Source organism: Planctomycetota bacterium (genome assembly GCA_016235865.1).
GTDB lineage: Bacteria > Planctomycetota > MHYJ01 > JACQXL01 > JACQXL01 > JACRIK01.
The window spans coordinates 17,051-43,083 of the sequence record JACRIK010000024.1; the positions used below are offsets into that span (position 1 = coordinate 17,051).

21 protein-coding genes, 1 tRNA gene and 1 pseudogene are annotated in these 26,033 nt (G+C 49.5%); 19 read left to right on the forward strand and 4 right to left on the reverse strand.

The window, feature by feature from the left end:
* Positions 1-930 precede the first annotated feature (930 nt).
* From aroA to gatA, 4 genes are all read left to right on the forward strand, one after another.
* On the forward strand, positions 931-2,400 hold the full coding sequence (aroA, locus tag HZA49_07100; protein MBI5779207.1) for a 3-phosphoshikimate 1-carboxyvinyltransferase: 1,470 nt from the start codon (positions 931-933) through the stop codon (positions 2,398-2,400).
* A gap of 63 nt (positions 2,401-2,463) precedes the next feature.
* The gene (locus tag HZA49_07105; protein ID MBI5779208.1) at positions 2,464-3,813 is read left to right on the forward strand and encodes an NAD(P)/FAD-dependent oxidoreductase; all 1,350 of its coding nucleotides are present in this window, start codon (positions 2,464-2,466) and stop codon (positions 3,811-3,813) included.
* Between the two features lie 2 nt (positions 3,814-3,815).
* The gene (radC, locus tag HZA49_07110; GenBank protein ID MBI5779209.1) at positions 3,816-4,511 is read left to right on the forward strand and encodes a DNA repair protein RadC; all 696 of its coding nucleotides are present in this window, start codon (positions 3,816-3,818) and stop codon (positions 4,509-4,511) included.
* Positions 4,512-4,515: 4 nt separating this feature from the next.
* Positions 4,516-5,946 (forward strand): Asp-tRNA(Asn)/Glu-tRNA(Gln) amidotransferase subunit GatA, encoded by a 1,431-nt coding sequence (gene gatA / locus HZA49_07115; protein ID MBI5779210.1) that lies wholly within the window; start codon positions 4,516-4,518, stop codon positions 5,944-5,946.
* A gap of 2 nt (positions 5,947-5,948) precedes the next feature.
* Here the strand turns inward: gatA and HZA49_07120 are convergent, their stop codons facing one another.
* The 4 genes from HZA49_07120 to HZA49_07135 are packed head-to-tail and all read right to left on the reverse strand — an operon-like array spanning position 5,949 to position 10,136.
* On the reverse strand, positions 5,949-7,244 hold the full coding sequence (locus HZA49_07120) for an O-antigen ligase family protein (protein MBI5779211.1): 1,296 nt from the start codon (positions 7,242-7,244) through the stop codon (positions 5,949-5,951).
* 23 nt (positions 7,245-7,267) lie between these two features.
* On the reverse strand, positions 7,268-8,125 hold the full coding sequence (locus tag HZA49_07125) for an FkbM family methyltransferase (protein MBI5779212.1): 858 nt from the start codon (positions 8,123-8,125) through the stop codon (positions 7,268-7,270).
* A gap of 44 nt (positions 8,126-8,169) precedes the next feature.
* Entirely contained in the window at positions 8,170-9,207 is a 1,038-nt protein-coding gene (locus HZA49_07130) for a glycosyltransferase (protein MBI5779213.1), read from the reverse strand.
* A gap of 2 nt (positions 9,208-9,209) precedes the next feature.
* Positions 9,210-10,136 carry a glycosyltransferase gene (locus HZA49_07135; GenBank protein ID MBI5779214.1) on the reverse strand — a complete coding sequence of 309 codons (927 nt, stop codon included), beginning with the start codon at positions 10,134-10,136 and terminating at the stop codon, positions 9,210-9,212.
* A 166-nt stretch (positions 10,137-10,302) separates the two neighbouring features.
* Between HZA49_07135 and HZA49_07140 the strand changes: the two genes are divergently transcribed.
* The 15 genes and pseudogenes from HZA49_07140 to HZA49_07210 all read left to right on the forward strand — a co-directional run.
* A complete protein-coding gene (locus HZA49_07140; protein MBI5779215.1) occupies positions 10,303-11,598 on the forward strand; it encodes a thiolase family protein in 1,296 nt (431 codons plus the stop codon).
* A gap of 25 nt (positions 11,599-11,623) precedes the next feature.
* Positions 11,624-13,657 (forward strand): enoyl-CoA hydratase/isomerase family protein, encoded by a 2,034-nt coding sequence (locus HZA49_07145; GenBank protein MBI5779216.1) that lies wholly within the window; start codon positions 11,624-11,626, stop codon positions 13,655-13,657.
* A 96-nt stretch (positions 13,658-13,753) separates the two neighbouring features.
* Positions 13,754-14,533, forward strand: a complete 780-nt coding sequence (locus tag HZA49_07150; protein MBI5779217.1) for an enoyl-CoA hydratase/isomerase family protein — start codon at positions 13,754-13,756, stop codon at positions 14,531-14,533.
* A gap of 2 nt (positions 14,534-14,535) precedes the next feature.
* Positions 14,536-14,919 (forward strand): hypothetical protein, encoded by a 384-nt coding sequence (locus tag HZA49_07155; protein ID MBI5779218.1) that lies wholly within the window; start codon positions 14,536-14,538, stop codon positions 14,917-14,919.
* 11 nt (positions 14,920-14,930) lie between these two features.
* Positions 14,931-16,346: an MFS transporter gene (locus HZA49_07160; protein ID MBI5779219.1), complete on the forward strand. Its 1,416-nt coding sequence runs from the start codon at positions 14,931-14,933 to the stop codon at positions 16,344-16,346.
* A 168-nt stretch (positions 16,347-16,514) separates the two neighbouring features.
* Complete coding sequence (locus HZA49_07165) at positions 16,515-17,120, forward strand: type II secretion system protein (GenBank protein MBI5779220.1); 606 nt, start codon at positions 16,515-16,517, stop codon at positions 17,118-17,120.
* A gap of 116 nt (positions 17,121-17,236) precedes the next feature.
* The gene (locus HZA49_07170; GenBank protein ID MBI5779221.1) at positions 17,237-18,244 is read left to right on the forward strand and encodes a prepilin-type N-terminal cleavage/methylation domain-containing protein; all 1,008 of its coding nucleotides are present in this window, start codon (positions 17,237-17,239) and stop codon (positions 18,242-18,244) included.
* 73 nt (positions 18,245-18,317) lie between these two features.
* The gene (locus HZA49_07175) at positions 18,318-19,469 is read left to right on the forward strand and encodes a HEAT repeat domain-containing protein (GenBank protein ID MBI5779222.1); all 1,152 of its coding nucleotides are present in this window, start codon (positions 18,318-18,320) and stop codon (positions 19,467-19,469) included.
* A 542-nt stretch (positions 19,470-20,011) separates the two neighbouring features.
* Positions 20,012-20,719, forward strand: coding sequence for a hypothetical protein (locus HZA49_07180; protein MBI5779223.1), 708 nt, complete (start codon positions 20,012-20,014; stop codon positions 20,717-20,719).
* 313 nt (positions 20,720-21,032) lie between these two features.
* Positions 21,033-21,105: transfer RNA gene (locus tag HZA49_07185), tRNA-Ala, on the forward strand.
* Positions 21,106-21,264: 159 nt separating this feature from the next.
* A complete protein-coding gene (locus tag HZA49_07190) occupies positions 21,265-22,695 on the forward strand; it encodes a YchF/TatD family DNA exonuclease (GenBank protein ID MBI5779224.1) in 1,431 nt (476 codons plus the stop codon).
* Positions 22,696-22,750: 55 nt separating this feature from the next.
* Positions 22,751-23,944, forward strand: a complete 1,194-nt coding sequence (locus tag HZA49_07195) for a thiolase family protein (protein MBI5779225.1) — start codon at positions 22,751-22,753, stop codon at positions 23,942-23,944.
* A gap of 97 nt (positions 23,945-24,041) precedes the next feature.
* Positions 24,042-24,191 carry a hypothetical protein gene (locus tag HZA49_07200; GenBank protein ID MBI5779226.1) on the forward strand — a complete coding sequence of 50 codons (150 nt, stop codon included), beginning with the start codon at positions 24,042-24,044 and terminating at the stop codon, positions 24,189-24,191.
* A gap of 117 nt (positions 24,192-24,308) precedes the next feature.
* Positions 24,309-25,475: pseudogene (gene prfB / locus HZA49_07205) on the forward strand (peptide chain release factor 2).
* A gap of 126 nt (positions 25,476-25,601) precedes the next feature.
* Positions 25,602-26,033: AAA family ATPase (locus HZA49_07210; protein MBI5779227.1), on the forward strand; the 432-nt coding region annotated here is incomplete at its 3' end.

Here is a 26,033-nt window from a genome sequence, read left to right on the forward strand (position 1 = left end):
CGAGACGGGGACACCCTTTTAAGGATGACTGGGCAGGATTGCCGGGTGACTGAGCAGGTTTGTTGGATGATTGAGCAGGCCTGCTGGATGATTGAGCAGGTTTGCCGGATGACTGAGCAGGTTTGCCGGATGACTGAGCAGGTTTGCTGAATGACTGAGCAGGTTTGCAGAATGATTTTGCAGGTTTGCAGAATGATTTTACAGGTTTGCAGAATGATTTTACAGGTTTGCAGAATGATTTTGCAGGTTTGCTGAATGATTTTACAGGTTTGCAGAATGACTGAGCAGGCTTGCTGGACGGCTGAGCAGGCTTGCTTAAGAGCTGAGCAAGCTTGCTTAAGAGCTGGACAAGTCAGTATAAGAGCTACACAATATAGGTTAAGAGTAACAGCTGGTGATATAACACCTTAATTTTAATGGGTTATCGCAAATCCCCAGAGTCCTGGGGACGCCATACCTAATTATCCCTCACAAAAAACTATCTTTTTCACACCCCCTATAGGGATGGTGAACATACACCGATGATACTGCTGGTGACGTACCTCCGTAGTGCCAGGAGCATACCTCCGTAGCGCCGGGAGCATACCTCTGTAGCGCCAAGAGCATACCTTCGTAGCGTTTGGAATATACCTCTATAGCGCCGGGAGCATACCTTTGTAGCGCCTAGAATATACCTCCGTAGGGCATGGAAGACACCTATGTAGGGCCTGGAATATACCTCTGTGGGATATGGAATGCACCTCTGTAACGCCGGTGACGGACCTCCGTAGCGCCAAGAGTACTACCCCCCACCATACCCCCTCCCCCTGACACAATTTTGTGAGGGATTTTAGTCGAAAATAGGGCTGAAGGTGCTTAGTTTTAGGCCTAAATCCAATGGTTTTAGCAGGTAATTATTGACTATTTGAAGAAGAGGGATACAATTAGTATATGATTCTTAATATCAACCATCGCAATAAACCAGTCAAAGGCACGATTTACCCCCACACCAATGGAATTGGTGTGGGGGTTTACCCGCCCGGAGATAAGTCCATTGCCCAGCGCGCTATTATTCTGGCATCCATAGCCGAGGGGAAAAGCATATTAAGAAATGTTCCTCTTTCGGATGATTGTTTGTCGGTGATTAGGTGTATCAGGCAATTAGGGGTTGAGGTTGAGGTCAGTGAGATTCTTCGCGGAGTTTATCCTGAGCGAGATTCTTCGGTCGCGGAGTTTACACTGAATAAAATGAATGTGCTCCCTCAGAATGACAGAGAGCGAAGGACTCAGAATGACAAAAGGGGCATGATGACAGCAGTGGTTACAATCAAAGGCAGGGGGCTTTATGGGTTGAAGAAATCATCCAAACCTCTGAATGTCGGCGAGTCAGGCACAGCCGCCCGACTCCTGACCGGTTTACTGGCCGGACAGAGATTCCCGTCTGTTATCACCGGGAAAAAAACACTGCTCAATCGGCCGATGAAGCGGGTGATTGAGCCGTTAATTAAAATGGGCGCTAAGATAAAATCTGAAGGCGGCAGATTGCCGCTTCGGATTTATCCATCCGAATTAAAAGGTATTAAATATGTAATGCCTGTAGCCAGCGCGCAGGTCAAGTCCGCCATACTCCTGGCTGGTCTTTATGCGGATGGCGAAACGGTTGTACGGGAGAAGATTCCTACCCGCGACCATACAGAGCGGCTATTGCGGGTGATGGGAGCATCTGTAGACAAAATTGCGAATGGCGAATTGCGAATGGCGAGTTGTAATAACAGTTCATTAAATCGTCTAAACACAGAAATCCCTGGCGATTTTTCGTCCGCGGCTTATTTTATCGCGGCCGGGTTATTGATACCTGGGTCGGAGGTCGTAATTAAGAATGTCGGGCTGAATCCGTATCGGATTGGGTTACTAAAGATTCTGAAGAAGATGGGGGCGAGGGTGTCACAAATCACAAATCACAAATCACAAATCACAAATCCCGAACCCATCGGCGACATCACTGTGAAATATTCTCAACTTAAAGGCGTGAATATTCCTGAAGGAATCATTCCCTTCCTGATTGACGAAATCCCCATTCTTGCCCTGATTGCTACTCAGGCAAAGGGCATAACCGTTATCAAAGGCGCGGGCGAGTTGCGGGTCAAGGAAACCGACCGGATAAAGGCCATTGTTACAGAACTGGCTAAACTGGGTGCTGATATCAGGGAGACGGCGAGCGGTATGATTATCAAAGGGCCGACCAAACTTCAGGGAGCGGCCTGTTCGTCTCATAATGACCATCGGATGGTGATGACGCTGGCCATTGCCGGCCTGATTTCTGAAGGCCGAACTAAAATATCAGGGTTTGAAGTAGTCAATAAATCATTCCCATCGTTTTTGGATTATGCTATATTTAAGAAATCTAACAACAGGATTTAGCTGATTAAACTGATTAATATTTTCCGCTAAATCCGTTTAATCCAGTTGTCTAATAAGTAATTTATGGAGAAATTCCAAACGATTATCATTGGGGGCGGGGCAGCAGGATTAATGGCCGCCATCACTTCGGCCAAACAGGGCTTTAAGACCGCTATTATTGAGAAGAATAAGGCGCTGGGGCGCAAGATTCTGGTTACCGGCAACGGACGCTGTAATCTGACCAATATTGATATTTCACCTGATAAATATTACGGCCAGAATACCAAGTGCCTGCATAGTATCTTTAACCGGTTTTCCTCTAAAGACGCTATGGTGTTTTTTGAGCATCTGGGCGCGCAACTCAAGACCGAGGAGGCCGGGCGGGTATTCCCGGTGACCAACCAGGCATCTACTATCGTTGACCTGCTGATAGAAGAGGTTGAGCGATTAGGAATAAAGGTGCATTTGCAGGAGAGCGTCCGAAATCTGGATTCTCCGCTGGAGTTTACCCCGCTGGATTCCCGCCTACGCGGGAATGACAAGCGGGGCGGGAATGACAGTGGGGGGCGGAACGGCTGGAAGGTGGAGACACACCGCGGCGAGTATCAGGCGGATAATGTTATTCTGGCTGTAGGCGGCCAGAGTTACCCACAGTTAGGCACAACCGGAGACGGATTTATGCTGGCCCATAAATTAGGCCATCGGATTATCGAACCGCGGCCGGCGCTGGTGCCTCTGGAATTAGTCGGTAACTGGTTTCATAAACTCCAGGGCGTGAAATCAGATGTGGAGTTGATATTGACTGCGCAGGGCAAGATTGTGGTTAAAGAAGTCGGTGAACTGCTTTTTACCCATTATGGCATTTCAGGTCCGATAGTGCTTAATATGAGCAGGTTGATAAATACACCTCATAGTGAATTTACGATAAACTTTTTTCCGGGCAATGACGTGGATAAACTTAAGGCATTGCTCTCCAAGCGCTGGCAGGCGCATCCGCAAAAAACACTGGCTAATTCGTTGATTGGTTTATTGCCCAAGAAATTATGTGATGTCCTGACTACAGAACTGAAACTGGCTGACAGGCAAGTCAGTCAATTAACTAAGCAAGACGTGCAGTTTATTGCCGAACGCCTGATTCGTTGGTCGATAGCGGTCAAAAAGCCGCGTCCTTTTGAAGAGGCAATGGTCACCGCCGGCGGCGTGGCTATGGATGAGATTAATACCCGGACTATGGAATCGCTCAAGGCCAAGGGATTGTATTTAGCCGGTGAGATACTGGATATTGACGGTGTTTCAGGCGGTTATAACCTCCAGTTCGCCTGGAGCACGGGCTATATCGCAGGGTTGCAAGGGACAGTGCCGAAAATAGTGAATAACTATAGGGATAATCTTAAATCATTGACGCAGGAACAGAAGGGGTATAAACTGAATTAGATATGGATGAATCATTTAAGATTCGGGATTGGCCGTCATCAGCCCGGCCCAGGGAGCGGCTTCAGGAACTCGGTTCCGGCGCGCTTTCCGATATTGAATTGCTGGCGGTTATTATGGGACGCGGCGTTAAAGGCGGAAATGTTCTTGATATTGCCCAAGACCTGCTTGATAAGTTCAGGTGTCTTAAGGACATTGCCAATGCCTCGGTAGAGGAACTTTGTGAGATTAAGGGCATCGGTCTGGCCAAGGCCACCCAGATTAAGGCCGGACTGGAATTGGGCATACGGGTTGGCAAGCAATCTATATTAGGAACAGACCGGCCCCGTATCCTTGGGTTTACTGATGTGGCAAACCTGCTGGGCGGTAAACTCCGTAATATGAAAAAGGAATCTTTTATCCTGCTGGCTCTTGATACCAGAAGCCATCTTATTAAGGAGATAGAAGTATCCAGGGGCAGCTTGAACGCCAGTATTGTCCATCCGCGCGAGGTGTTTAAGGAGGCAATTTCAGCCAGCGCCGCCTCGGTTATTCTGGTGCATAATCATCCGTCAGGCGATCATGCGCCATCTGATGACGATATTAAACTGACCAAACGCCTGATCGAGGTCGGCAAATTAGTTGACATAGAGGTATTAGATCATATTATTATCGGGGGCGAGGAAGAACCTTATAGCATGAAAAGGAATAAGCTCATATAGCATTATGGAATTGTATAAACAGGGCGCATTAGAAATCAAGAATCTGATTGTCGGTAAGAAGGTTACGGCGCATGAGGTTGTAACTGACTTATTTAAGCACATAGACCAGACCGAACCGAAAATCAAGGCATACCTGACGCTCACCAATAATTCTGCCATACAGCAGGCAGAGAAGGTGGATGAGAAAATAAAGCGCGGTGATAAATTAGGCCGGCTGGCCGGTATCCCGATTGCCATTAAGGACAATATCTGCACTGATGGTATCAAGACCACATGTGGCTCCAAGATACTGGGGAATTTCGTCCCGCCTTATGATGCGCATGTGATAAAGCGTATCAAGGCAGAGGACGGTATAATTATCGGCAAGACCAATATGGACGAGTTTGCCATGGGCTCGTCCTGCGAGAATTCGGCATTCTATCCGACGCATAATCCGCACGATTTAGCGCGCGTGCCGGGCGGTTCGTCCGGCGGTTCAGCCGCGGCTGTGGCTTCTCATATGACTTCTTTGGCTCTGGGTTCTGATACCGGCGGCTCTATCAGGCAACCCGCCTCTTTCTGCGGTATCGTTGGCTTAAAACCCACTTACGGCCTGGTCTCACGTTACGGCTTGATTGCCTTTGCATCATCATTAGACCAGATTGGGCCGATGACCCGAAGCGTCTCTGATGCGGCTTTGCTTTTGCAGGTTATTACCGGATACGATAAACAGGATTCTACCTCGGTTAATGTGCCTGTTCCGGATTATCTAAAAGAGATTGACAAGGATATCAAGGGCATAAGAATCGGTCTGCCCAAGGAGTATTTTGCTGATGGGATTGATAAGGATATTAAAGATTCCGTAAGGCAGGGCATTAAGAAATTGGAGAAGGCCGGGGCGAAGATTGTGGATGTTTCTCTGCCGAATACCGAATACGGTATTGCCACGTATTATATTATCGCGCCGTCCGAGGCATCATCCAATCTGGCGCGCTATGACGGAAGCATTTACGGATACCGGGCTGATGGATGCTCCGGTTTAAAGGATATGCTCAGCCAGACGCGCAGTCAGGGATTTGGTCCGGAAGTAAAGCGCCGGATTATGCTGGGCACCTTTGCGCTCTCCAGCGGATATTATGATGCCTATTATCTTCGGGCGCTAAAGGTGCGGCGGCTCATCAGGCAGGATTTTGATGAGGCGTTTAAGCAGGTGGATGTGATTATCGGGCCGACCTCGCCGATTCCGCCGTTTAAGATAGGGGAGAACATCAATGACCCGTTGAAGATGTACCTGAGCGACGTGCTGACGGTCACGGCAAACCTGGCCGGCATACCGGGGATTTCCATACCGGCTGGCAAGGATTCACATAACCTGCCGGTTGGGATGCATGTTTTAGGCAAGCCGTTTGACGAGGCAACCATATTGCGCGTGGCCCGGGCGTTTGAGCAGCTATAGAATCAGGCCTTTAAATCGTCAGGCGACATTTTTTGATGATAGATATGATAAGCCACCATGACCAGCCCGCTTAGGAACCAGAATGGTATCATGGTTCGGACGGTGTAAAAGTTAGTTACCGCAATCCCGTGAACCAGCAAGGCAACCAGCCCACCTAAATATCCGGCCGATAGCGCGGATATATACTTATCGTTTTCAGATTCCGGCGATAAAGGAATTTTACTGAGCGGATATATATTCTTGAAGATTCTTATTAATAGCCAGATAAATGCCGCGACCCCTAACAGCCCCATATAAACCGCGTCGATTACATATTGGCTGTCTATCCAGCCGAGCGGGTATGAGCCGGCGCCGAGTCCGAATAGGGGATTGTTTTTGATTTCCGGCCAGGCGGCTTCCCAGGCGCCGACTCGGGCGTCCCATGACGGTGCCAGGCTTTGCTCCGCCGGCCGCCGCCATACACCCTGAATGCTATAAGCCGCTTCTTTTATTGGCTCTGAGAAAAACGATTCGGTCAGAATTATCAACGCCAGAGGCACAAGCAGCAAATAGGGTTTTCTGTGCAGAATACTGACCACCGCCAGCCCGATGGCTCCTCCTACATATGATGAACGGGTTCTGGTAAAAATAATCACCAGGAATGACAATATTATGATTATGAGCATCGGTAATTTTATCCGGAAACTTTGATATCTGATTAAGAAGCCGATTGCCAGGAATATAATAATCAGGAAAAAACCTCCCAGGATCGGCGGCTGTCCCATTCGCAGAAATGGCCCGGTGATTCGCTTTTCCGAGATGAAATACTCCACAATCGCCCAGATGGCCACACCGGCGGCAAACAGAAACAGCAGGTTAATGTTATTCCTGATATCCTTTAATGTTCTGATGTTACCGATAACCAGGAAGAAGACGACAAAGTACTGGATTCTTTTAAGCGTGTAGAAGAATCCCGCGCCGGCTGTCGTGGTGCCGGCCATGATTCCCAGCAGAGTGCTGAATACCATTAGTATTGACAGCGCGATTATGGGCAGGGTCAGAGGCGTGGCGATGATTGACGGGGCCTGGCGCCTGATGGTGCGTTCAGCCAGCCAGCCCAGGGCAACCAGTACCAGGAAAAAATCCTCCGGGCGGAGTGAAATCTCTCTTTGTTTGCCGACCGCGGTTGCGACAGCGCCAAATTGAACCTCAGGCAAAAATAGGGTGCTTAATAAAATAATCATCAGCCCGAGCGTCGGCTTTATGAATACCAGAAAACCCAATAAAATAAATATTGTAATAATTAAGATAAGCATCATAATCTATCAGTTTTCCGCGTTATTCATTTACGGGATTGGCCACCGGGCGGGATAAACAGAATGTTGCTGAGTTCTTTTATATCAGGCCATTCTATTCTTTTATTATTCATGTCGAAAGGGATATAGCCGAATCCTTTCATGTAATCAAACAATTCTTTAAGCTGGTAGCCCAAAAGCTCGCAGGCGTCAAGGCCGATTTCGCATAATATAGCGGGGCGATTAAGCGGATTGTCCAGGAAACCGCGCATTCCTTTTAATACCGGAAATTCAAATCCTTCCACATCAATTTTTATCAAGGTGATGTTTTCCAGGTTATATTCCCTGATATACCCGTCCAGCCGCCTGACGGATATATCAATAGTCCGTTTTTTAGTTTCCGGTTTCATAAATCCCGGGACCATAGTATTCCAGCCGATATTAGCCTTACTGGTGATATCAATTTGAGCCAGTCCTTCTTTTTCGCCTAAAGCCAGCGGCTGGACGGTAATTTTATAATCCGGGTTCATGGCCGCCATTTTATGGGCTTTTTGAAAATGCTCGGGCACGGGTTCAAAACCATGAACTGACCCGGTCTTCCCGACCAAGCCGGCTCCAATGGCGGAAAGGTATCCGATATTTGCGCCGACATCAATAAAAGTAGCGCCCGGTTTTAGTATTTTCTTCATTGCCGCGAGAGTGGGTATTTCGTATTTATTCAGGAACATATCCCGAATAGCCGGGTCATAGGTAAAATCGAATTCAAACATGATTCCGTTGATTCTTTTTTGGATCGGGTGGTTAGGTAAAGCTCGGAACCCTCTGATTTCCGCGGCCAACCTTTTAAGGAATAAATCCGGGTTGTTTTTCAGGAGCGCTGCGGCTTTAATAATCTTGTTCATCATTTCTTAGTCTAATGTAAACTGTATTTTTCTGCCCGCCTGTTGATTCAGAACGTGGCATGTCCTGAGACAGTATTTATGAATTTTCTGACAGAGCCGACCAAATGTATTAAATCCAACCCGGTATAAGAGGAGAAGATACCCAGCAGTGACAGTGCAGAGGATATAAATCGTTTCCGGCGTCTTTTCAGGTATCGGAGGAAATATTGCCGTGCCGGACGGTATTCTTTCATTCCTAAATGCGTTGCCGCTTTCCAATATTCTTTGCTTAAATTAAATTTATTCTCTAAGCGCCTAAGGTTTTTTTCGATTTGAGATATGTTTATGTCTGTTTTGAGCGCTTCAATTCTTTTTTGGTATTTATTGATAAAATCCAGCCGAAAGCTGGCTGACCTGAAATTAAAGAGTTCTACCAAAGTAGTATTTTTACTATGCTGGCGCCAATACCCCAGCGGTTCAGGTAAATACCCGAACTCTCCTTCCATGGCCAGGGCGCAGAAGGTCGGCGAGTCCACCGCTGGTATATAAGGCGATGAAATGAAGCCGCCTATTTTCAGGAGGGCGTTTTTCCTTAGGCAGACCGTTACCGCGCAGCTGAACAATTCGTGTTGCAAGAATGCTTTTAGCGACATGCCCACCGGCCGATTTTCCCTGATGTTTTTATCAGGCACCGCTAAGCCGGGGCGATATTTTTTTGTAATCCTTCCTTTTTCGTTGACCGTAAAACAATCGCCGTAACTTAAGATTACCCGTGGGTTATCAAAAAGGGGTATCTGGCGCTCAAGTTTATATTCGGGCCAATAATCATCTCCCTCCAGAATGGCGATAAACTCGCCCTTAGCCAGAGACAGGGCTTTATTGTATGTTTCCCCCAACCGGTAAACCCCGATATGTTCCTGGTATATGTATCTAATCCGCTGGTCGCTGAATCCCTTTATTATTTTTGCGGTATCATCAGTAGAGCCGTCGTTTATAGTAATTATTTCCCAGTCATTATAAGTTTGCGCAAGCACCGACTTTATGCAGGATGCGATAAAGTCCTGGTGGTTATAAACCGGGATTATAATAGAAACCGTTGGTTTCATGATTAATCCTGTATCTGTTGTTTAGACGCTTCGCCGGCTGGGCGTTGGGGGAAGAATTCCCCCCTCGTCAACTGCTTTGCCAGGCCGATAATATAACCCAGGCCATAAGTGATTCTTGCGGACAGGAAGATAAGCCTTAGATTAATAAAGGCGTCGATATTTTGGATAACAAACCTAATGGTCCGATATAAGAGAGTTCTTTTCGGTATGAAATTCTTTACCTCGCCGGCCGGTGTTTCATAAACCAAATGCGGATAATGCCAGAAAACATAAGCGGCATTTTTGCCTCTTTGAAATACTCCCTTTAGCAATTCTCTTATGTTTAAAGGCGGCGGATGATAAACCCAGGTGTGTGGAACAACCACCACCTTGTAGCCGGCTTGCCTGACGCGGTATCGCAAGTCGGGATCTGTTCCGAAAAACAGGTCTTCGTTTTCCTGCCCGATCTTTATATAAACATTTTTCTTTATGGCTAATCCGGCCTGATGCGCCATATCGGTCTCAACTATTTCCGAAACCACCGGGAACTGAAATCTGCTAAATTCCTCTGTGCACTGTCTTTGGAATCTATTGGCATCCGGCGGAATCAATGTGGAAGCGCCGGTTATTCCGATTGGCGATTGGCGATTGGTGATTGAGGATTGTTTTACAAGTGGGGTAATCAGGTTTTCAACTACTTTATCATCACCCAGTGTAACATCATCATCAAAGAAGACCACAATTTCCCCTTGGGCGGATTGGACGCCGAGATTGCGCGCGCGGCTACTTGGTTTTTCGCCTGTCACCATAAGCAACTCAAAGTCCTGAAAGGCCTGGTCGTTCAGCCCCTGGATGAGTTTGGGTACGTTGCCGGCCCGATAACCGTCCAGGGAAGGGATGATTATTGACACCAATGGATTATTTTTCTGACGGATAATTTGAATTGGCATAAAGGCTTCTAATATCAAAAGGTCACTCTTTCATCAATCTTTTATCTCCTTTTTGTTGACCCCGCACATACTTTGTATTAGTGTTGATACTTCAAGATTACTTCTTTATACAAAGTATGTGCGGGGTTGGCCCCGGCTGACATTCTAATTAAGACAGGAGCTTTGCATGGACAAGAAATACATCGTTCCGCCGCAGGTCAAAGGATTAAAAGACAAAGTTAACGGCTACGGCGCTAAGTATGATGGCATTGTATTCCTGGCCGGCAAGCGCACGCCATTCGGCCGGTTTATGGGTTCGTTCGCTAATGTCGGGGCAGTGGAATTAGGCGTGATTGCCTCGCGGGCGGCTATTGCTCAGGCCGGTATCAAGCCGGAGCAGATTGAGTCGGTGGTATTTGCCAATGTAGCGGCTTCCAGCGGTGATGCCTTTTTCTTCCCGCGTCATATCGGGCTTTACAGCGGCGCGCCCATCAGCGCGCCTTGCCATTTGGTTCAGCGCATCTGCTCCAGCAGTTTCGAGACCATTGCCCAGTCAGCCGAACAGATATATTTTGGCAAGGCGGATTTCGTCCTGACCGGCGGAGCCGAGAATCTGACCCAGGTTCCGGTGGCTTCATTCGGCGGCCGGATGGGCTTCCCGTTGGGCCGGCCTAATTTCGTGGATTATCTCTGGGAGGCGTTTCTGGATACCTCCTGTGATTGCCCGATGGGCCTGACGGCCGAAAACCTGGCCAAGAAATACAAGATTACCAAGCAGGAATCGGATGAATTTGCCATACTGTCACAGCAGAGGTCAGGTATTGCTATAAAGAACGGGTATCTCAAGGACGAAATAACGCCGGTAACTAACTGCAAATTAGAAGCGCACAATCTCAAGCCGCGCACGGTTAAATTACCCCGAGGTGTGGAATCAATTAATGCCGATGAGCATCCAAAGCCAGATACCAAATTAGAAAAAATAGTAGGTTTACCACCGGTTTACAACAAGGATGGGGTGCAGACCGCGGCTAATTCCTGCGGTATCGTGGATGGCGCGGCCGCGCTGGTTCTGTCATCAGCCCAAAAGGCAGCCCAGATGAATCTCAAACCACTGGGACGGCTGGTGGCGACTTCCGCTTCGGGCGTTGAGCCGCATATTATGGGCATCGGTCCGGTCCCGTCCTGCAAACTGGCGCTGGAGGCGGCCGGGTTAAAACTCAGCGATATAGATTTAGTGGAGATTAACGAAGCCTTTGCCGCGCAATACATTGCCGTGGAAAAGGAATTAGGCCTGGACCGGAACAAGACCAATATAGATGGCGGGGCGATTGCCTATGGGCATCCTTATGGCGCGACCGGCGCCCGGCTGACCATGACGTTGTTATATAAACTCAGACGGCTGGGCAAGCGCTACGGCATGGCTTCGGCCTGTATCGGCGGCGGGCAGGGAATGGCCGTGATTGTGGAAGCGTTCCCGGAATAAACAGACAGTGAGGGGAGGGAATGGGATGAGTCAATTTACCAAAATCGGCGTGGTCGGCGCCGGCACCATGGGTTCGGGCATTGTCCAGAAGATTGCCCAGGAAAATATCCCGGTGGTAATGGTTGATGTCAAACAGGAATTCGTGGACAAGGGCTTGAATAATATCAAGGCGCTCCTTGAGGAAGGCGCGCAGAAGAAGATATTCTCTCCGGAAAAAGTTCAACAGATACTCAATAATATTAAAGGCACTACTGATATTAACGAACTTAAAGACGCTGATTTGGTTATTGAGGCGGTCTTTGAGGATAAGAACGTCAAGGTGGATTTATTCAAGAACCTTGATAAGATTTGCCAGCCGACCACCATTTTGGCTACCAACACTTCATCATTCAAGGTTTCGGAACTGGCCCAAGCGACTTCACGACCGGACCGGTTTGTCGGCCTGCATTATTTCTATCACCCGGCAAAGAACCGGTTGTTGGAGATTATCCCCGGCGCCAAAACTGTGGCCGCCACTATAGAAAGGGCAGAGGACTTTGCCAGCCGGACCAGTAAGACCGCTATCGTGGTCAAGGATGCGCCGGGTTTTGCGGTGAACAGGTTTTTCGTTCCTTGGTTGAACGAGGCGGTGCGGATTCTGGATGAAGGCGCCGCCAATGTTGTAACGATTGACGAGGCGGCCAAGCGGACATTCAAGATCGGCATGGGGCCGTTTCTGCTGATGAATGTTACCGGCATTCCGATTGCCTATCATTCCACCGAGACACTGGGCCGGGAATTAGGAGCATTTTACGCCACGGCCAAAGGATTGAAAGCGCAGTTTGAGAAGAATGTCAAATGGGACTTGAGCGGGAATATTGACGAGTCCAAGATTGAGTCAATCGGCAACCGGTTGCTGGCTGTGGTATTTCTGGTGGCGGCCCAACTGGTTGATGAAGGCATTGCCAGCGTTGAAGACGTGGACCGGGGCGCCAAGATCGGATTGAGATGGGCGCGCGGGCCGTTTGAGATGATGAATAAAACCGGAATGGATAAGGCGCAGGCGATGATAAAGGAACTCTGCGCCAAATACCAGCTCGCCGTGCCCAAGATTATGGCGGCCCAAGCCGCTAAACCCTGGACATTCAGGTTGGTGGACCTGTCCGTAAAAGATAGCATTGCGACTGTTACCATTAACCGTCCTGAGGCGTTAAACGCCCTTAACGAAGAAGTGGTCCGGCAATTAGAAGATGCGTTCAGCAAGGCCGAACAGGATAAGGATGTCAGGGTAATCGTATTTGAAGGCAAGGGTAAGGCGTTTGTTGCCGGGGCGGATATTGGATTCTTCGTCAAGAAGATTGAGCAAAAGAAGATAGATGATATCGTGGAATTCACCCGCAAGGGACAGGGATTGTTGCTGAAGATAGACAAAAGCCCCAAGACAGTTGTTGCCAAGGTGGATGGCCTGACCCTGGGTGGCGGCGCCGAACTGGCATTGGCCTGCGACGTCATCCTGATGACTGAAAGGGCCAGCATTGGGTTTCCCGAGACCGGCATCGGTATTTATCCGGGCCTGGGCGGGACCCAGCGCCTGGCGCGGCTGATCGGCAAGGCGCTGGCTAAATACTTGATATTTACCGGCGATATTGTCAATGCCAAACAGGCCAGCGAAATGGGGCTGGCTGAGTTTGTTTCTGTGGCCAATCTGAATAATCAGATAAAAGATATCGCTAAAAGCCCGGACCCCAAGGCGCGGATGTTAAAGACTATAATGTCGTCAGCCCAGACCGAGAAAACCAGGGCGTTATTCAGCGATGACAAGCTGGATTCTTTGATGACCGGTAAACTGGCCGCCAGCTCGGATGCCATAGAAGCCCAATTAAGCAAGAAGGTGGCGTTCAAGGCGCCGATTGCCTTGCGTCTGGCCAATAAGATAATCGAAGACGGGCTTCAGGCGACATTGGAACAAGGTATCCAGATGGAGCTGGCTTTTCTCCCCGAGATATTCTCAACCAAGGATGCCTATGAAGGGCTGACCTCGGTGTTACAGCGGAAACGGCCGGTATATAAAGGAATGTAATATATTGCATGTCATTCCCGCGAAAGCGGGAATGCAGAAGACCACGATGTACTGGATTCCTGCCTGCGCAGGAATGACAATGAGGGAGGAAATATTATGCCGTACAACAACATTTTATACGAAGAGAAGGACAGAATCGGGATAATAACTATCAATCGTCCTACTAAACTCAATGCCCTTAATGACGAGACCATCAATGAACTGTTCGATATTTTAGGGAAAATCAAGCGGGATGAGAATATCTGGTGTGTGATTATTACCGGCAGCGGCAAGGCCTTTGTCGCCGGGGCCGATGTGGGTGAGCTGGCCGAACTGACCTCTCATACGGCCGAGGAAAAAATGCTCAAGGGCCAGGATTTATACAACCGGATCGAGAATTTAGGCAAACCGGTCATTGCGGCGATAAACGGATTCGCCTTGGGTGGCGGATGCGAGATGGCCATTGCCTGCACGATTCGGATTGCGTCTGATGATGCCAAAATCGGACTGCCTGAGATTAATCTGGGCATAATGCCCGGCTACGGCGGCACCCAGCGGTTGACACGGCTTCTGGGCCGCGGGAATGCCATGGTGATGTTATTGACCGGCGAAGCCATATCAGCCCAGGAGGCGCACCGGGTGGGACTGGTCAATGCGATTTATCCCAAGGACCAGATTATGAATGCGGCTATGGAATTAGCCAGGAAGATTACTTCCAAGAGTCCCTTGTCAAGCAAGACCATCCTTGAAGTGGTCAATAACGGGTTGGAGACGCCTTTTGGAGAAGCGCTTAAGTTGGAAGCCAAACTTTTCCGAATACTTATTACGACCGAGGATGCCCAGGAGGGCTTGAGGGCGTTCCTGGAAAAGCGGCCGCCTAAATTTAAGGGAAAATAAATATGACAAAAGCCATTATCATCGTCGCAATTCTGCTGGTTATTTTTGTTATTCCTTTTATTGTATTGAGCAATTGGGGAATGGGAACTATAGAGAAGTCCGCGATAGAAAATGGGTCTCCGGACTGGGTCTGGCGGGTGGCCAATATTTATTCCTGGTCATTCCGGGAAGATAAGGCGATTGAGGCTTATACGGATTTTATGGACCACTATGGCTCTGACCCGCGTTATCCTGAGGCAAAATATCGGCGGGCCGGTTGCCTGGCGAAGGTAGGGAATAAAGAGCGGGCGATTTTTGAGCTTAACGAATTTGCCCAGTGGTATCCGGAACATCCCAATGCCGAAGAAGCCAAGAAGCGGGCATCCCTGATAAAATATACGCGATAATAACCACGTCAATGAATGAACCGAATGACCAGTTGAATCCGGCAAGCCAGGAACAATCAATTCAAAGTGTTCATGGGTCTGATGCAAAGGAGAAAAGTTTACAATACTCCATTATCGAGGGCGGCGCGGCCTCGGTCATGGGCGGATTCGGCGACACTAAAATAGGATATTTCGCCATATTCCTTAAGGCCAACGAGCAGTTTATTTCATATCTGGCGGCGTTTCCGCAGATTTGCGCCCTGACCCAGTTGATTTCAGTGGGGATTCTGGATCGGGTTGGCCGGCGGAAGGCGTTAATCATTCCCGGTGTTTTTATCAATATGCTCATGTGGCTGCCGATATTTTTCCTGCCGTTTTTGTTCCCGAATGCTGGGCCAATATTGCTTATCGTGACCGTGGCTATATCCACCGGAGCTGTCAATTTCAGCGTTCCGGCCTGGAACAGTCTGATGGGCGACCTGACTGAACCGGCCACACGGGGCCGGTATTTTGCCAAGCGCAATATCGTTGCCATGACCCTTTCCCAGCTTTCATCATTTCTGGCTTTTATCATTCTGGATTACTTCAAGCCGGTGGATGAACGGATTGGCTACGGCATAATCTTTGCGGTGGCCTTTATCAGCCGGGCGGCTTCCGTGTATTATTTAAAGAAGATGTCCGAGCCGGCTTATGTAACTCAAAAAGGGGATTATTTTACATTTTGGGATTTTTTAAGACGCTCCCCAAAATCAAATTTTGCCCGTTTTGTTTTTTATATCTCGTTGATTACCCTGGCGGTTAATATCTCCGGGCCATTTTTTGGGCTCTATATGGTGCGCGACCTGAAATTTTCATATATCCAGATTGCGGTTATTGATACCGGCCAGGTGCTGGTCCAGATTTTAATGATGCGCTACTGGGGCAGGGTGTGCGACCGCTATGGCAACCGGCGGGTGTTGGCGTTTACCGGATGGCTGATATCGTTTGTGCCGATACTTTGGCTATTATCGCCTGATTTCTATGCCATCATTGCATTTCAGCTCTTTGCCGGACTGGTCTGGAGCGGATTCGGACTGGCGGCCGGTAACTTCATGTTTGATGCGGTCTCGCCGGCCAAACGCGCCAGATGCGTGGCTTATTTCACGCTGATTAATACCCTGGGTTTGTTCCTCGGACCCATATTAGGCGGTCGGCTTGCACCGTACATGCCCAGCCAGCTTTATCTTTTTGGCTGGCATGTTACTCTGGTATCGTCGCTTCTGGTTTTGTTTCTTATCTCCGGATTATTGCGCCTGCTGATATCTTCAATCTTCCTGACTCATATCAAGGAGGTCCGTCAGGTGGAACAGATTACCACCTGGGAATTGATATATAACTTCAGCATGATCAAGCCGGTGCTCGGCCCGATTTTTGACGTATTCACCGGCGGCAAGGAAGACAAAGAATAATAACCGCCCCGAAACGCTCTCTCTGTCATTCCCGCGTAGGCGGGAATCCAGTAATCACTAGGGGTCTGGATTCCTGCTTTCGCAGGAATGACACCTTTGTGGCAGATTTTCCTTGATTTATTGTGGTTACCATGATATATAACACTTTGTATAAGGAGGAATGATAATATGAAAAGCAATTCGCAAAAAGGGTTTACCCTGGTGGAATTATTGATTGTCATCAGCATTATCGCCCTGTTGACCACCATGGTCACCGTGAGTTTATTGTCGGCGAAAAACAAGGCCAAGATACAGGCTACCCGGGCCCTGATTGCCAACATCCAGGCGGCCATCGAGAACTACTACGGCGCCTACGGCGATTATCCGCCCACCACACTGGCTGACATGTACACCGGCGGCTTTAGCGGCAATAACGGCATCGAATCCGTGGTCTATTGCCTCTCGGCCCAGGACAAGGGCGGTCCGTTTCTACTGGGCATCCTGGACAGCAAATACAGCAATCTGGATAGCGACCAGTTCGGTTCCACGCCCCTCAGGGAGCTTGTGGACGAGTGGAAGAATCCCATTGTCTATTTCCATTCCAAGGATTATTTAGACCCTTCCAAAGGCAATATCTATTCGTTCCGGAAGCCCGGGGATGCCATTATGCCGCAGCAGAATCCGGCCGCCGGTGCAAACGTGTATTACAACCCGGTCACCTTCCAGCTCTGGTCCGCTGGCCCGGACGAGAAAAACAATAACGGCTTGACTGACGATATCAATAATTGGAAATAGGAAATATTTGTATCAGATTAGAGTCCCCCTTAGCAAAGGGGGATTAAGGGGGTTGTTCCTTACGTGATCCTGTGGGATAACAACCCCCTCGCCCCCTTTAATAAGGGGGAATAAATATGAGACAATCCGGAAGTCATCGGGCTGGGTTCACCATCGTCGAACTGCTGGTGGTCATATCCATTATCGCCCTGATTACCGGCGTGGGTCTGGCGGTCATGTCGCACTCCGGCCGTCAATTCGGATTCCAGGCCGTGCGCGGCGAGCTGGTCTCGCTCATCCGCTATACCCGGAGCAATGCCGCGATTGAAAAGGGCGTCTCGGCCGTGGTCATCGACCCGATTAAAAAGGAAATCTATTCCTGCGCCCGGCGGACCGTCGGCCTGTGGCACTTTGAAGACCTGGACGGCTCCAGTAAATCCAGCGGCGCCTTCGGCAACAATGCCACGCTCCAGGGCGATGCCGTAATCTCGCCCCTCGGCCGGTTCGGCCACGGACTGCTGATTGTGTCCAGCGGCTCGGCTGACTGCGGTACGATTCCTATCCCGAGCCAGAACGCGGGTGTCTCCATCGAATGCTGGATATCGCCCACCGGCACCGGCCCGCTGAGCCAAAGAACCATAATCAATCTGAGCGAGGGCAATATCATGCTCGATGCCGATGACAGCGTCCGGGCAACCTATGGCTCGCTGACAGTCAACAGCGACCCGGCGATTATCCCTTATGAAAGATGGTCGCATCTGATGATGGTCTATGAGCCGGACTATACCAGCTATGGCGGCTCCGGAACATTGTTCCTGTATCTCAATAACGCACTGGTCGGGCAGGCATCCGGCACTCCGTCTGTATCAATCGGCAAAAAGAACTTCACGGTCGGGACGTCGTTTACCGGAATAATTGACGAGGTCAAGGTGGCGCTCCTGGTGGAAACGGATAAGCTGAAACTGGAGCCCGACGTCACCATTACCAATGAATTTGGCGCAACATTCCCGAACCCATTCGCTTTTCGCTTCAATAAGGACGGCCGGCTGATTCAGGCCATTGTGCCGTTGCTCTTCACCTCGACCTCAACTAAGGATTCATTCATCTTGGAAGTCGCCGCCGACGGCGGGGTGAAGATAAGATAGGGATATAGGAGGCAAGGTGGTGGTACATAATGTAAAGACATATAGGGTATATAAATTATCTAATTGTGTATTAGTGGCATTGTTGGCGTTAAGTGTTTGCACCTCTGGTTGTCGCAGTTTCAATAAAGAACATCTGTCAAAAGAGGAAAAAATTAAGCAGGCCCTGGCCGAATTGAATGACGATTCATGCTGGGATCGTCCCCATTCTCCTATTATTTGTCAGGATATTGAAATTTTGGTCGAGGCCAATGTTAGAGAGGTCATCCCTGTATTAATTGAACGGCTCAATCACAGTCAACGCAATATTCGTATTTATGCGATTTGGGGATTAGGCAGATTGGGAGCCAAAGATGTTATACCTAAGATAGAGAATTTATTAAGCGATAAAGACAGCGGGGTCCGGGTTGAGGCCATCGTATCGCTCTGGCGGCTTAATTCACAGCAATCCACACCGAAAATTGCCGAATTGCTTCATGATGAAGAAGAAACTGTGCGTATCAAGGCAGTAGAGATACTGACAAAGATGAAGGCAAAAGAACTCATACCTGAATTAGTTAAGAATCTTAAACATCCGAATAAATATGTTCGTGAAAGCGCCGTTTTAGCCTTAGGTGAACTCCAGGTTAAGGAGGCTATTCCTGAGATACTGCCATTATTATACGATAAATATCAGATAGTTCGCGATGCGGTTGCTGAGACATTGCGTAAATTTGGGGTTTTGGATAAAGAAATCAAAGTCGTGCCCGCGCCGGAAAACAAAGACCCCAAATACAGGATAGCTATTGATGTATTTATGTTGATATTCAGCGATCCCAAACAAACAGAGTTTTATTTTGAGTATATCCCATCTGATACCTGGGTTGAGAAAATTTCTATATTTCAGAGTAGGATTAAATTTGGTGACATTAAAGGTATGTCATACCAGGTGTTACCCGGGGTAAAATGGTTCTGGGGGCATAATGCCCCGGAAAGTTGGTATCTATACGCCGAAGCCGGTTCAACCATGGGTCATATTTATACGGAACATCTGGGAAAAAGCGATCGGCTTAACGTGTTTACTTATGGATATGGAATAGGTTATGCTTTTGGTGAAAATGGAACTGGTACGGTTTCCTTTGGGCTTTTGGATGGAACAAAGGGTGACGAAATAAAAACCAGTGAAGGTGAATCCTTGTTTGGGCCAGCAAAGGGCACGCTAATATTAACAGCTGGGATCTTATTTTAGTAGCATTCCGGCATCACGACACATAATGATGAGGGTTGTGATACACATCTTCCGCCAAACCACGAGACATTTCCAGATAGGGCTTTGAATTAAGGAACAGCCCAGCACATAATTACGTTATGTGCTGGGTAAACATACCTAATCCGGCAAATCGTCAGGAAATTACAGATTCAGATTGACAAATCAAAGATAAAGGGTATAATATTAACAGAGATGGGGTTAACCCCCACACCAATGGAATTGGGGTGGGGGTGTGACATCTTAAGAATACTTTGTTAAACCTTGACGCTACAGGTTATCGCGTCAACGCTACAGGTTATCGCGTCAACGCTACATGTTATAGCGTCAACGCTACGAGTTATAGCGTCAACGCTACGAGTTATAGCGTCAACGCTATGAGTTATAGCGTCAACGCTATGAGTTATAGCGTCAACGCTACGAGCTATAGGGTTAAGATTTCCCTATTGGATGAGGAGATTTAAAGGGTCTATAACAACCCCCTGACCCCCTTTTCTAAGGGGGAGTTAAGAAAGGATATAGCTATGCCAAAGAGAGTGTATTTTATACCGCGGAAGGACAGCGAGTTCATGAGCTTCCAGAGGATTCTGGTGACCAAGGTGCAGGCCAAGAAGGCGGATTGGGGCATCCCGGATTCGGCGGTGGATGTTCTGGTCGCTCACCGCGCCATCTATGAGCCGCTTTACCAGAAGGCAAATGCTCCGGGTACCCGGACCAGCGTGGCTGTTATGGCCCATCGCCGTGAGCGCAAGGCATACGAAAAGGACATCAGGGCCTTTGTCAATGCCCATGTCAGATTCAATGACCGGATGACTGACGTAGACCGGCTGTCCATAGGCGTGCCGCCGCGCGACCCCAAGAACTCGCCCAAGCCCAAGATTAACGATATCCCGTTTGTCGGCCTGACGCCAATAGGCGGCGGTTGGATTAAGGTCTTTTGCCGGAGAGAGACCGATGAGGACCGGTCCAGTATGCACGACTTTGCGGACGTGATTGAATGCCGGTACACGTTTCTGCCCGTGCATTTAAAACCGGTGGAAGGCAAGAAGTTTTATTTCCCGACGCCAGAGGAATGTCAGTATGTGCAGAACTCAACCCGGGCGCGGTTTATCATCAAGTGCGCGTCCGAGGGTGTGGGCATGAAGTTCTACGGCTATTTCCGCTGGGCCAATCTGAGCAATCCGGCCAACAACGGCTCCTGGACCAATGGCCTGCAAGTAGTCATCGCATAGAGCCAGTTAGCGACGAAGGAGTGTTACTGGCTCTCAGCCCCGCCGGATGGCGGGGCGTAAATGCCTAACCACACGTTCGCTTTGCTCAGTGTAAACTTCGGCACAAAGACACTAAGAATTCTTCGTGCCTTAGCGCCTTAGTGGCAGAAAAGTACCTAAAATCTTGACATCCCGGAAATGTTTGGTATAGTGCATGCCTTGTTTAGTCCCGACAAAGACTGCCGGGGCATAAGGTCTCTAACCCCGATGTCGTCCCTGCGGGACTCATCGGGATAAGAGACAGTACGTCACTTTGTTCCTACTGTCTCTAAACGGGGGTGTAGCTCAATTGGTAGAGCGTGTGAATGGCATTCACAAGGTCAGGGGTTCAACTCCCCTCACCTCCACAATAGTTTAGGAGAGCGCCCCGGCAAAAACTGCCGGGGAAGTCAGGGATTTGAACCCCTGACCTCCACCATACTAAGAAAGCGTAGAGCAAAGAGCGTATAGCAAAGAGCATTTCTAACTCTATGCTCTAAGCCCTACGCTCTACGCTAATACTGATTATGTTCATAGTCGATACCCACGCGCATCTTGATTTCCCGGAGTTCAAGGATGATTTAGATGCCGTCTTAAAGCGCGCCCAGGAGCATAATGTCGGCTGTATCATTACGGTTGGCACTGACCTTGCTTCATCCCGCCGGGCCATCGCCCTGGCCAAACAGTATCCCCATGTCTATGCCACGGTCGGTATCCATCCGCATGAAGCAAAGAATGTTACCGATGCCCAGTGGAAGGAGTTTGCCAAGTTAATCCAGAGCGATAAGGTGGTGGCGGTGGGGGAGATTGGGCTGGATTTCCATAAGGATGAGTCGCCGCCAGATGTTCAGAAGGATGTCTTTACCCGGCAACTCAAGCTGGCCAAGGAGTATAAGAAGCCGATTATTGTCCATGACCGGGAAGCCCACTCTGACTGCCTGGCGATATTAAAGCAGGTCATGGGCAACCAGATAAAAGGCGTGGCGCATTGTTTCTCCGGCTCGGCTGAGGTAGCCAAGGAGTATCTGGCGCTTGGGATGTATATCTCCGTGGCCGGTCCGATTACCTATCCCAATGCCACGGCCTTGCGCGAGACCGTCAAGGCGGCGATTCCGGTCGAGTCATTGATGCTGGAAACGGATTGCCCGTTCTTGGCGCCCCAGGCCAAGCGCGGCAAGCGTAATGAGCCGTCCTACCTGACGCACCATATCAAGGAACTGGCCAAGCTCTACAAATTGTCCGAGACGGATATTGCCCGGATAACCACCCTGAACGCGCACAATCTTTTTGGAATAGATGTATCGCATCAGTGCGACAAGGTCGCAACGAGTCCAGCTAAGAGGGCCGTGAAGACTAACGCCTCAACCATTACCTATGCCATCCGGAATTCGCTGTATCTGAATATCACCAACCGGTGCACCTGCAAGTGCTATTTCTGCGTGACCCATTTTACCGATTACGTCAAGGGGCATAATCTCCGGCTGGATACCGAGCCGTCATCGGATGAGATTATCTCGGCTATCCCGGCCGATGTCCATACCAAATATAAAGAGGTGGTGTTCTGCGGTTATGGCGAACCGACCCTGCGCTTAGACGTCATCAAGGATGTCTGCCGTCATCTGAAAAAGAAGGATATGACCATTCGGATTAACACCAACGGGCATGCCAACATTATTGCCAATCGTTCGGTGGCGCATGAGCTGAAAGGTCTGGTGGATAATGTCTCGGTCAGCTTGAACGCCTTAGACCCCAAGGAATACCAGCGGGTCTGCCAGTCGCAGTTCGGCGAGGAGGCGTTTTATAAGGTCATTGAATTTATCAAAGAGGCCAAGGAGCATCTGCCTTATGTAGAAGTAACCACCGTGATGCGGCCGGGCATTGACGTCAAGCCGTTCCAGAAATTCGCCGGTGAATTGGGAGTGGACTTCCGGGCCCGGATTTATAATGAAGTGGGGTAGCTGTATAGGTTACAAGAGGTTACAAAGGGTACAGTAATAATTACGAAAGGTATTTATGAGTAAAAAATATCCGAATGTTTTCCTGGCCTCGGCCGCGGTCAGCCCGCCGGAACGCGCGGTTCTTGGATTGTCCTACCGCCAATATCTGGCCAATGTGGTAATGGAGGCGTTGAAGATAGCCAAGCTGACACCGTTGGATATCCAGATCGGGGCGATTTCATATAACGAGCGCAATATCACCGAGGGCGCCTTGGGCTGCGTGGTGGCTGACGCTTTGGGCATCAGTCCGGCTCCGTTCATCGCGGTGTCCCAGGCCTGTCCGGCCGGCGGGATTGCGGCGGATATCCTTTGGAACTACATCGTCAGCGGCAGATACGATGTCGGCATCGTCCTGGGCATCAATAAGCCGGATAACTTTGATTTCCGCGATGCCATGGGCCCGATCGGTAATTGGTGCGACTACGATTTTATGCTCGGATTCACCCACGAGAACTACGGCGCCTTGAGAGGCGAGTACTATAAACTCAAATACGGCTATGATGACAAGGCGGCGGCCCGTTGGTCTTATCAGTGCCACTGGTATGCCCGGCGCAATCCCATGGCGTTGCATAATTCCGGCCCGCTGCCGACCGATGAGGAACTCAATGAGCAGTCGCCAGCCGGATACCGGATGCGCACGGCCACCGGACGGAATATGGCCACCTGCTTGGTTATGGTCAGCGAGAAGAAGGCCAAGGAATTGGGCCTGCCGCCGGTTTATATTAATGTTTCCTATGCCCATCGTCCGATATATATCGGTAATATGTATAACTTCAATGATGCCCGCGGATATTTCGCCCGGGATGATATGGCCGGCCAACCGGCGATTCGCATTGCCGCCAAGGAGGCATACGATATTGCCGGAATTACGGCTGAAAATATTGACATTGCCCAGGTGCATGATTTAAGCTTATACGATGGCGTGATGGCCTTGGAAGGATTGGGCGTTGCCAAGCCCGGCGAAGGAGGCAAATTCGTATTAGAGGGTAAGACCGCGATTGACGGCGTCTGCCCGACTAATACCGATGGGGGAGCGATTGCCTTTGCCCATTCCTCGGCCGGAGGGGATTTCCAGTCAAAGATATACGAGAACTGGCTCCAGTTGCTGGGCAAGGCCGGTAAACGCCAGGTAAAAGACCCGAAAGTAACCGTCGCCCACGCTTATGGAACCCATCATTCCCTGGATGTGGTGGGCGTATTGAGAAAATAAATGCAGCCGGGCATAATATTGGCCTAGCTGAGTGTTAAGAAAACCCCGCCATACGGCGGGGTCTAATCCCGCTTCGGCGGGATAAGAGGAGGAATTTATGGCAGAAAAAGGTTATTGCGTGAAGTGCAAGGACAAAAGGGAAATGGGAAAAGCCAAAGAGGTGACCATGAAGAACAAGCGCAAGGCGCTCAAGGGCGAATGCGTCAAGTGCGGCACCGGGATGTACAAAATCCTTGGGAACAAATAGCATCCGGTTCTGATTCATTGGAAAAACTACCACGGTGGTCGAATTGTCTCTATAAAGGGGCACTTCCGTTAGTGTCGGAGTGCCCCTTTTATCTTTCGTATTGACAATTCTGCAGGGATATGCTATCTAAAGCTAATTAAAAGGAGAGTTTCACTATGGCACAGAGTAAATTACAGCTACGCCTGAAGGCGCTTCATACCTCACTTAAGGAATTAGGGGACTCTCTTTGACCTGGCTCCATGTCTGGAAGAAATCAAACAGCTGGAAGAGGAATCTGCCCATCCGTCATTCTGGAACGAAGTCACCGCGGCCCAGGACAAGATTGCCCGCCTGAAATCCATAAAGATGCGGGTGGTGCCGTTCATAGAACTGGAAGAGGATATCCGGGAACTGATTGATTTGTGCGGGTTGGCCGAAGGCGACGACGAAACCGCCCAGCAGGAGATGGAGGATGAATTAGCCGGAATCGAGCAGCGGTTCAATGATTATTCATCCCTGGCCATGTTCAGCGGCGAGGACGATTACCGGAACGCTTTTTTAAGCGTCCACGCCGGGGCCGGCGGCACCGATGCCTGCGATTGGGCTGAGATACTTCTCAGGATGTATACCCGCTGGTTGGACCAGCATAATTTTAGGTATCATCTGATTGATTCGCTCAAAGGCGATGACGCGGGGCTACGCCGGGTGGCCATTTACGTTGAGGGCATGTACGCCTTCGGATATCTCAAGTCCGAAATCGGCGTTCATCGCCTGGTCCGGCTGTCGCCCTTTAACGCCAATCACAAGCGGCACACCTCTTTTGCCTCGGTTGATGTGGTGCCGGAAATAGAAATAGAAAAGGTGAAACTTAGCGATGCGGATTTGAAGATTGACACCTATTCCGCCGGCGGCCCGGGCGGCCAGCACGTAAATAAGACCGCCTCGGCCATCAGGATTACCCACCTGCCGACCGGCATTATTGTCCAGTGCCAGAATGAACGCTCGCAGCATCAGAATAAGCAGGTGGCCATGAAGATGCTGGTGGCCAAGCTCAATGCCATGAAACAGAAAGCCAAGGATGATGATTTCAACAAGATGTACGGCGACAAGGGCGAGATTGCCTGGAGTTACCAGATTCGTTCCTACACCATCCATCCCTATACCCTGGTCAAGGACCACCGGACCGAGGTTGAGGTGGGGGACGCCCAGGGCGTTCTGGATGGCGATAAACTGACGGTCTTTATGGAGGCGTATCTCAAGATGCCCAAGGCCCGACCAAACGACCAGAAGGCGAACTGTAAATAAATAATCAAGACCGCAAGCGATTTTGCCGATAGTCTTATATAGTATGCAGGGCATCGGGGATTGGAATATTAGGTGATTAGGCCTACTGATATCCTGTTTTCCTAATATCCTAATACCATAACTACTATGTATAAAGATTATTGGGGACTGAAGGAATATCCGTTTGAGAATACGCCGGACCCGCGTTTCCTGTACATGTCTCCCAGCCACGAAGAGGGCCTGATGCGCCTGAATTATGGCATCAGCCAGCATAAAGGGGCCATCCTCCTGACCGGTAACTACGGCACCGGCAAGACCGTGCTGAGCCGGGCGATTGCCCGGATAATTGACCCGGCCAAGTATCATCTGGTTTATTTTGCCAATCCCCAACTGCCGTCAACCGACTTCCTGATCGGCATCGCCCATCAATTAGGAGCTGATAAAATCCCGACTGCCAAGGTAGAACTGATTGAGGTTATTAACGGGATGCTCCAGCGTAACCTGGACATCAATAAATACACCGTGGTCATAGTCGATGAAGCTCATCTGATTGAAGACCGGCTCATCTTTGAGGAACTC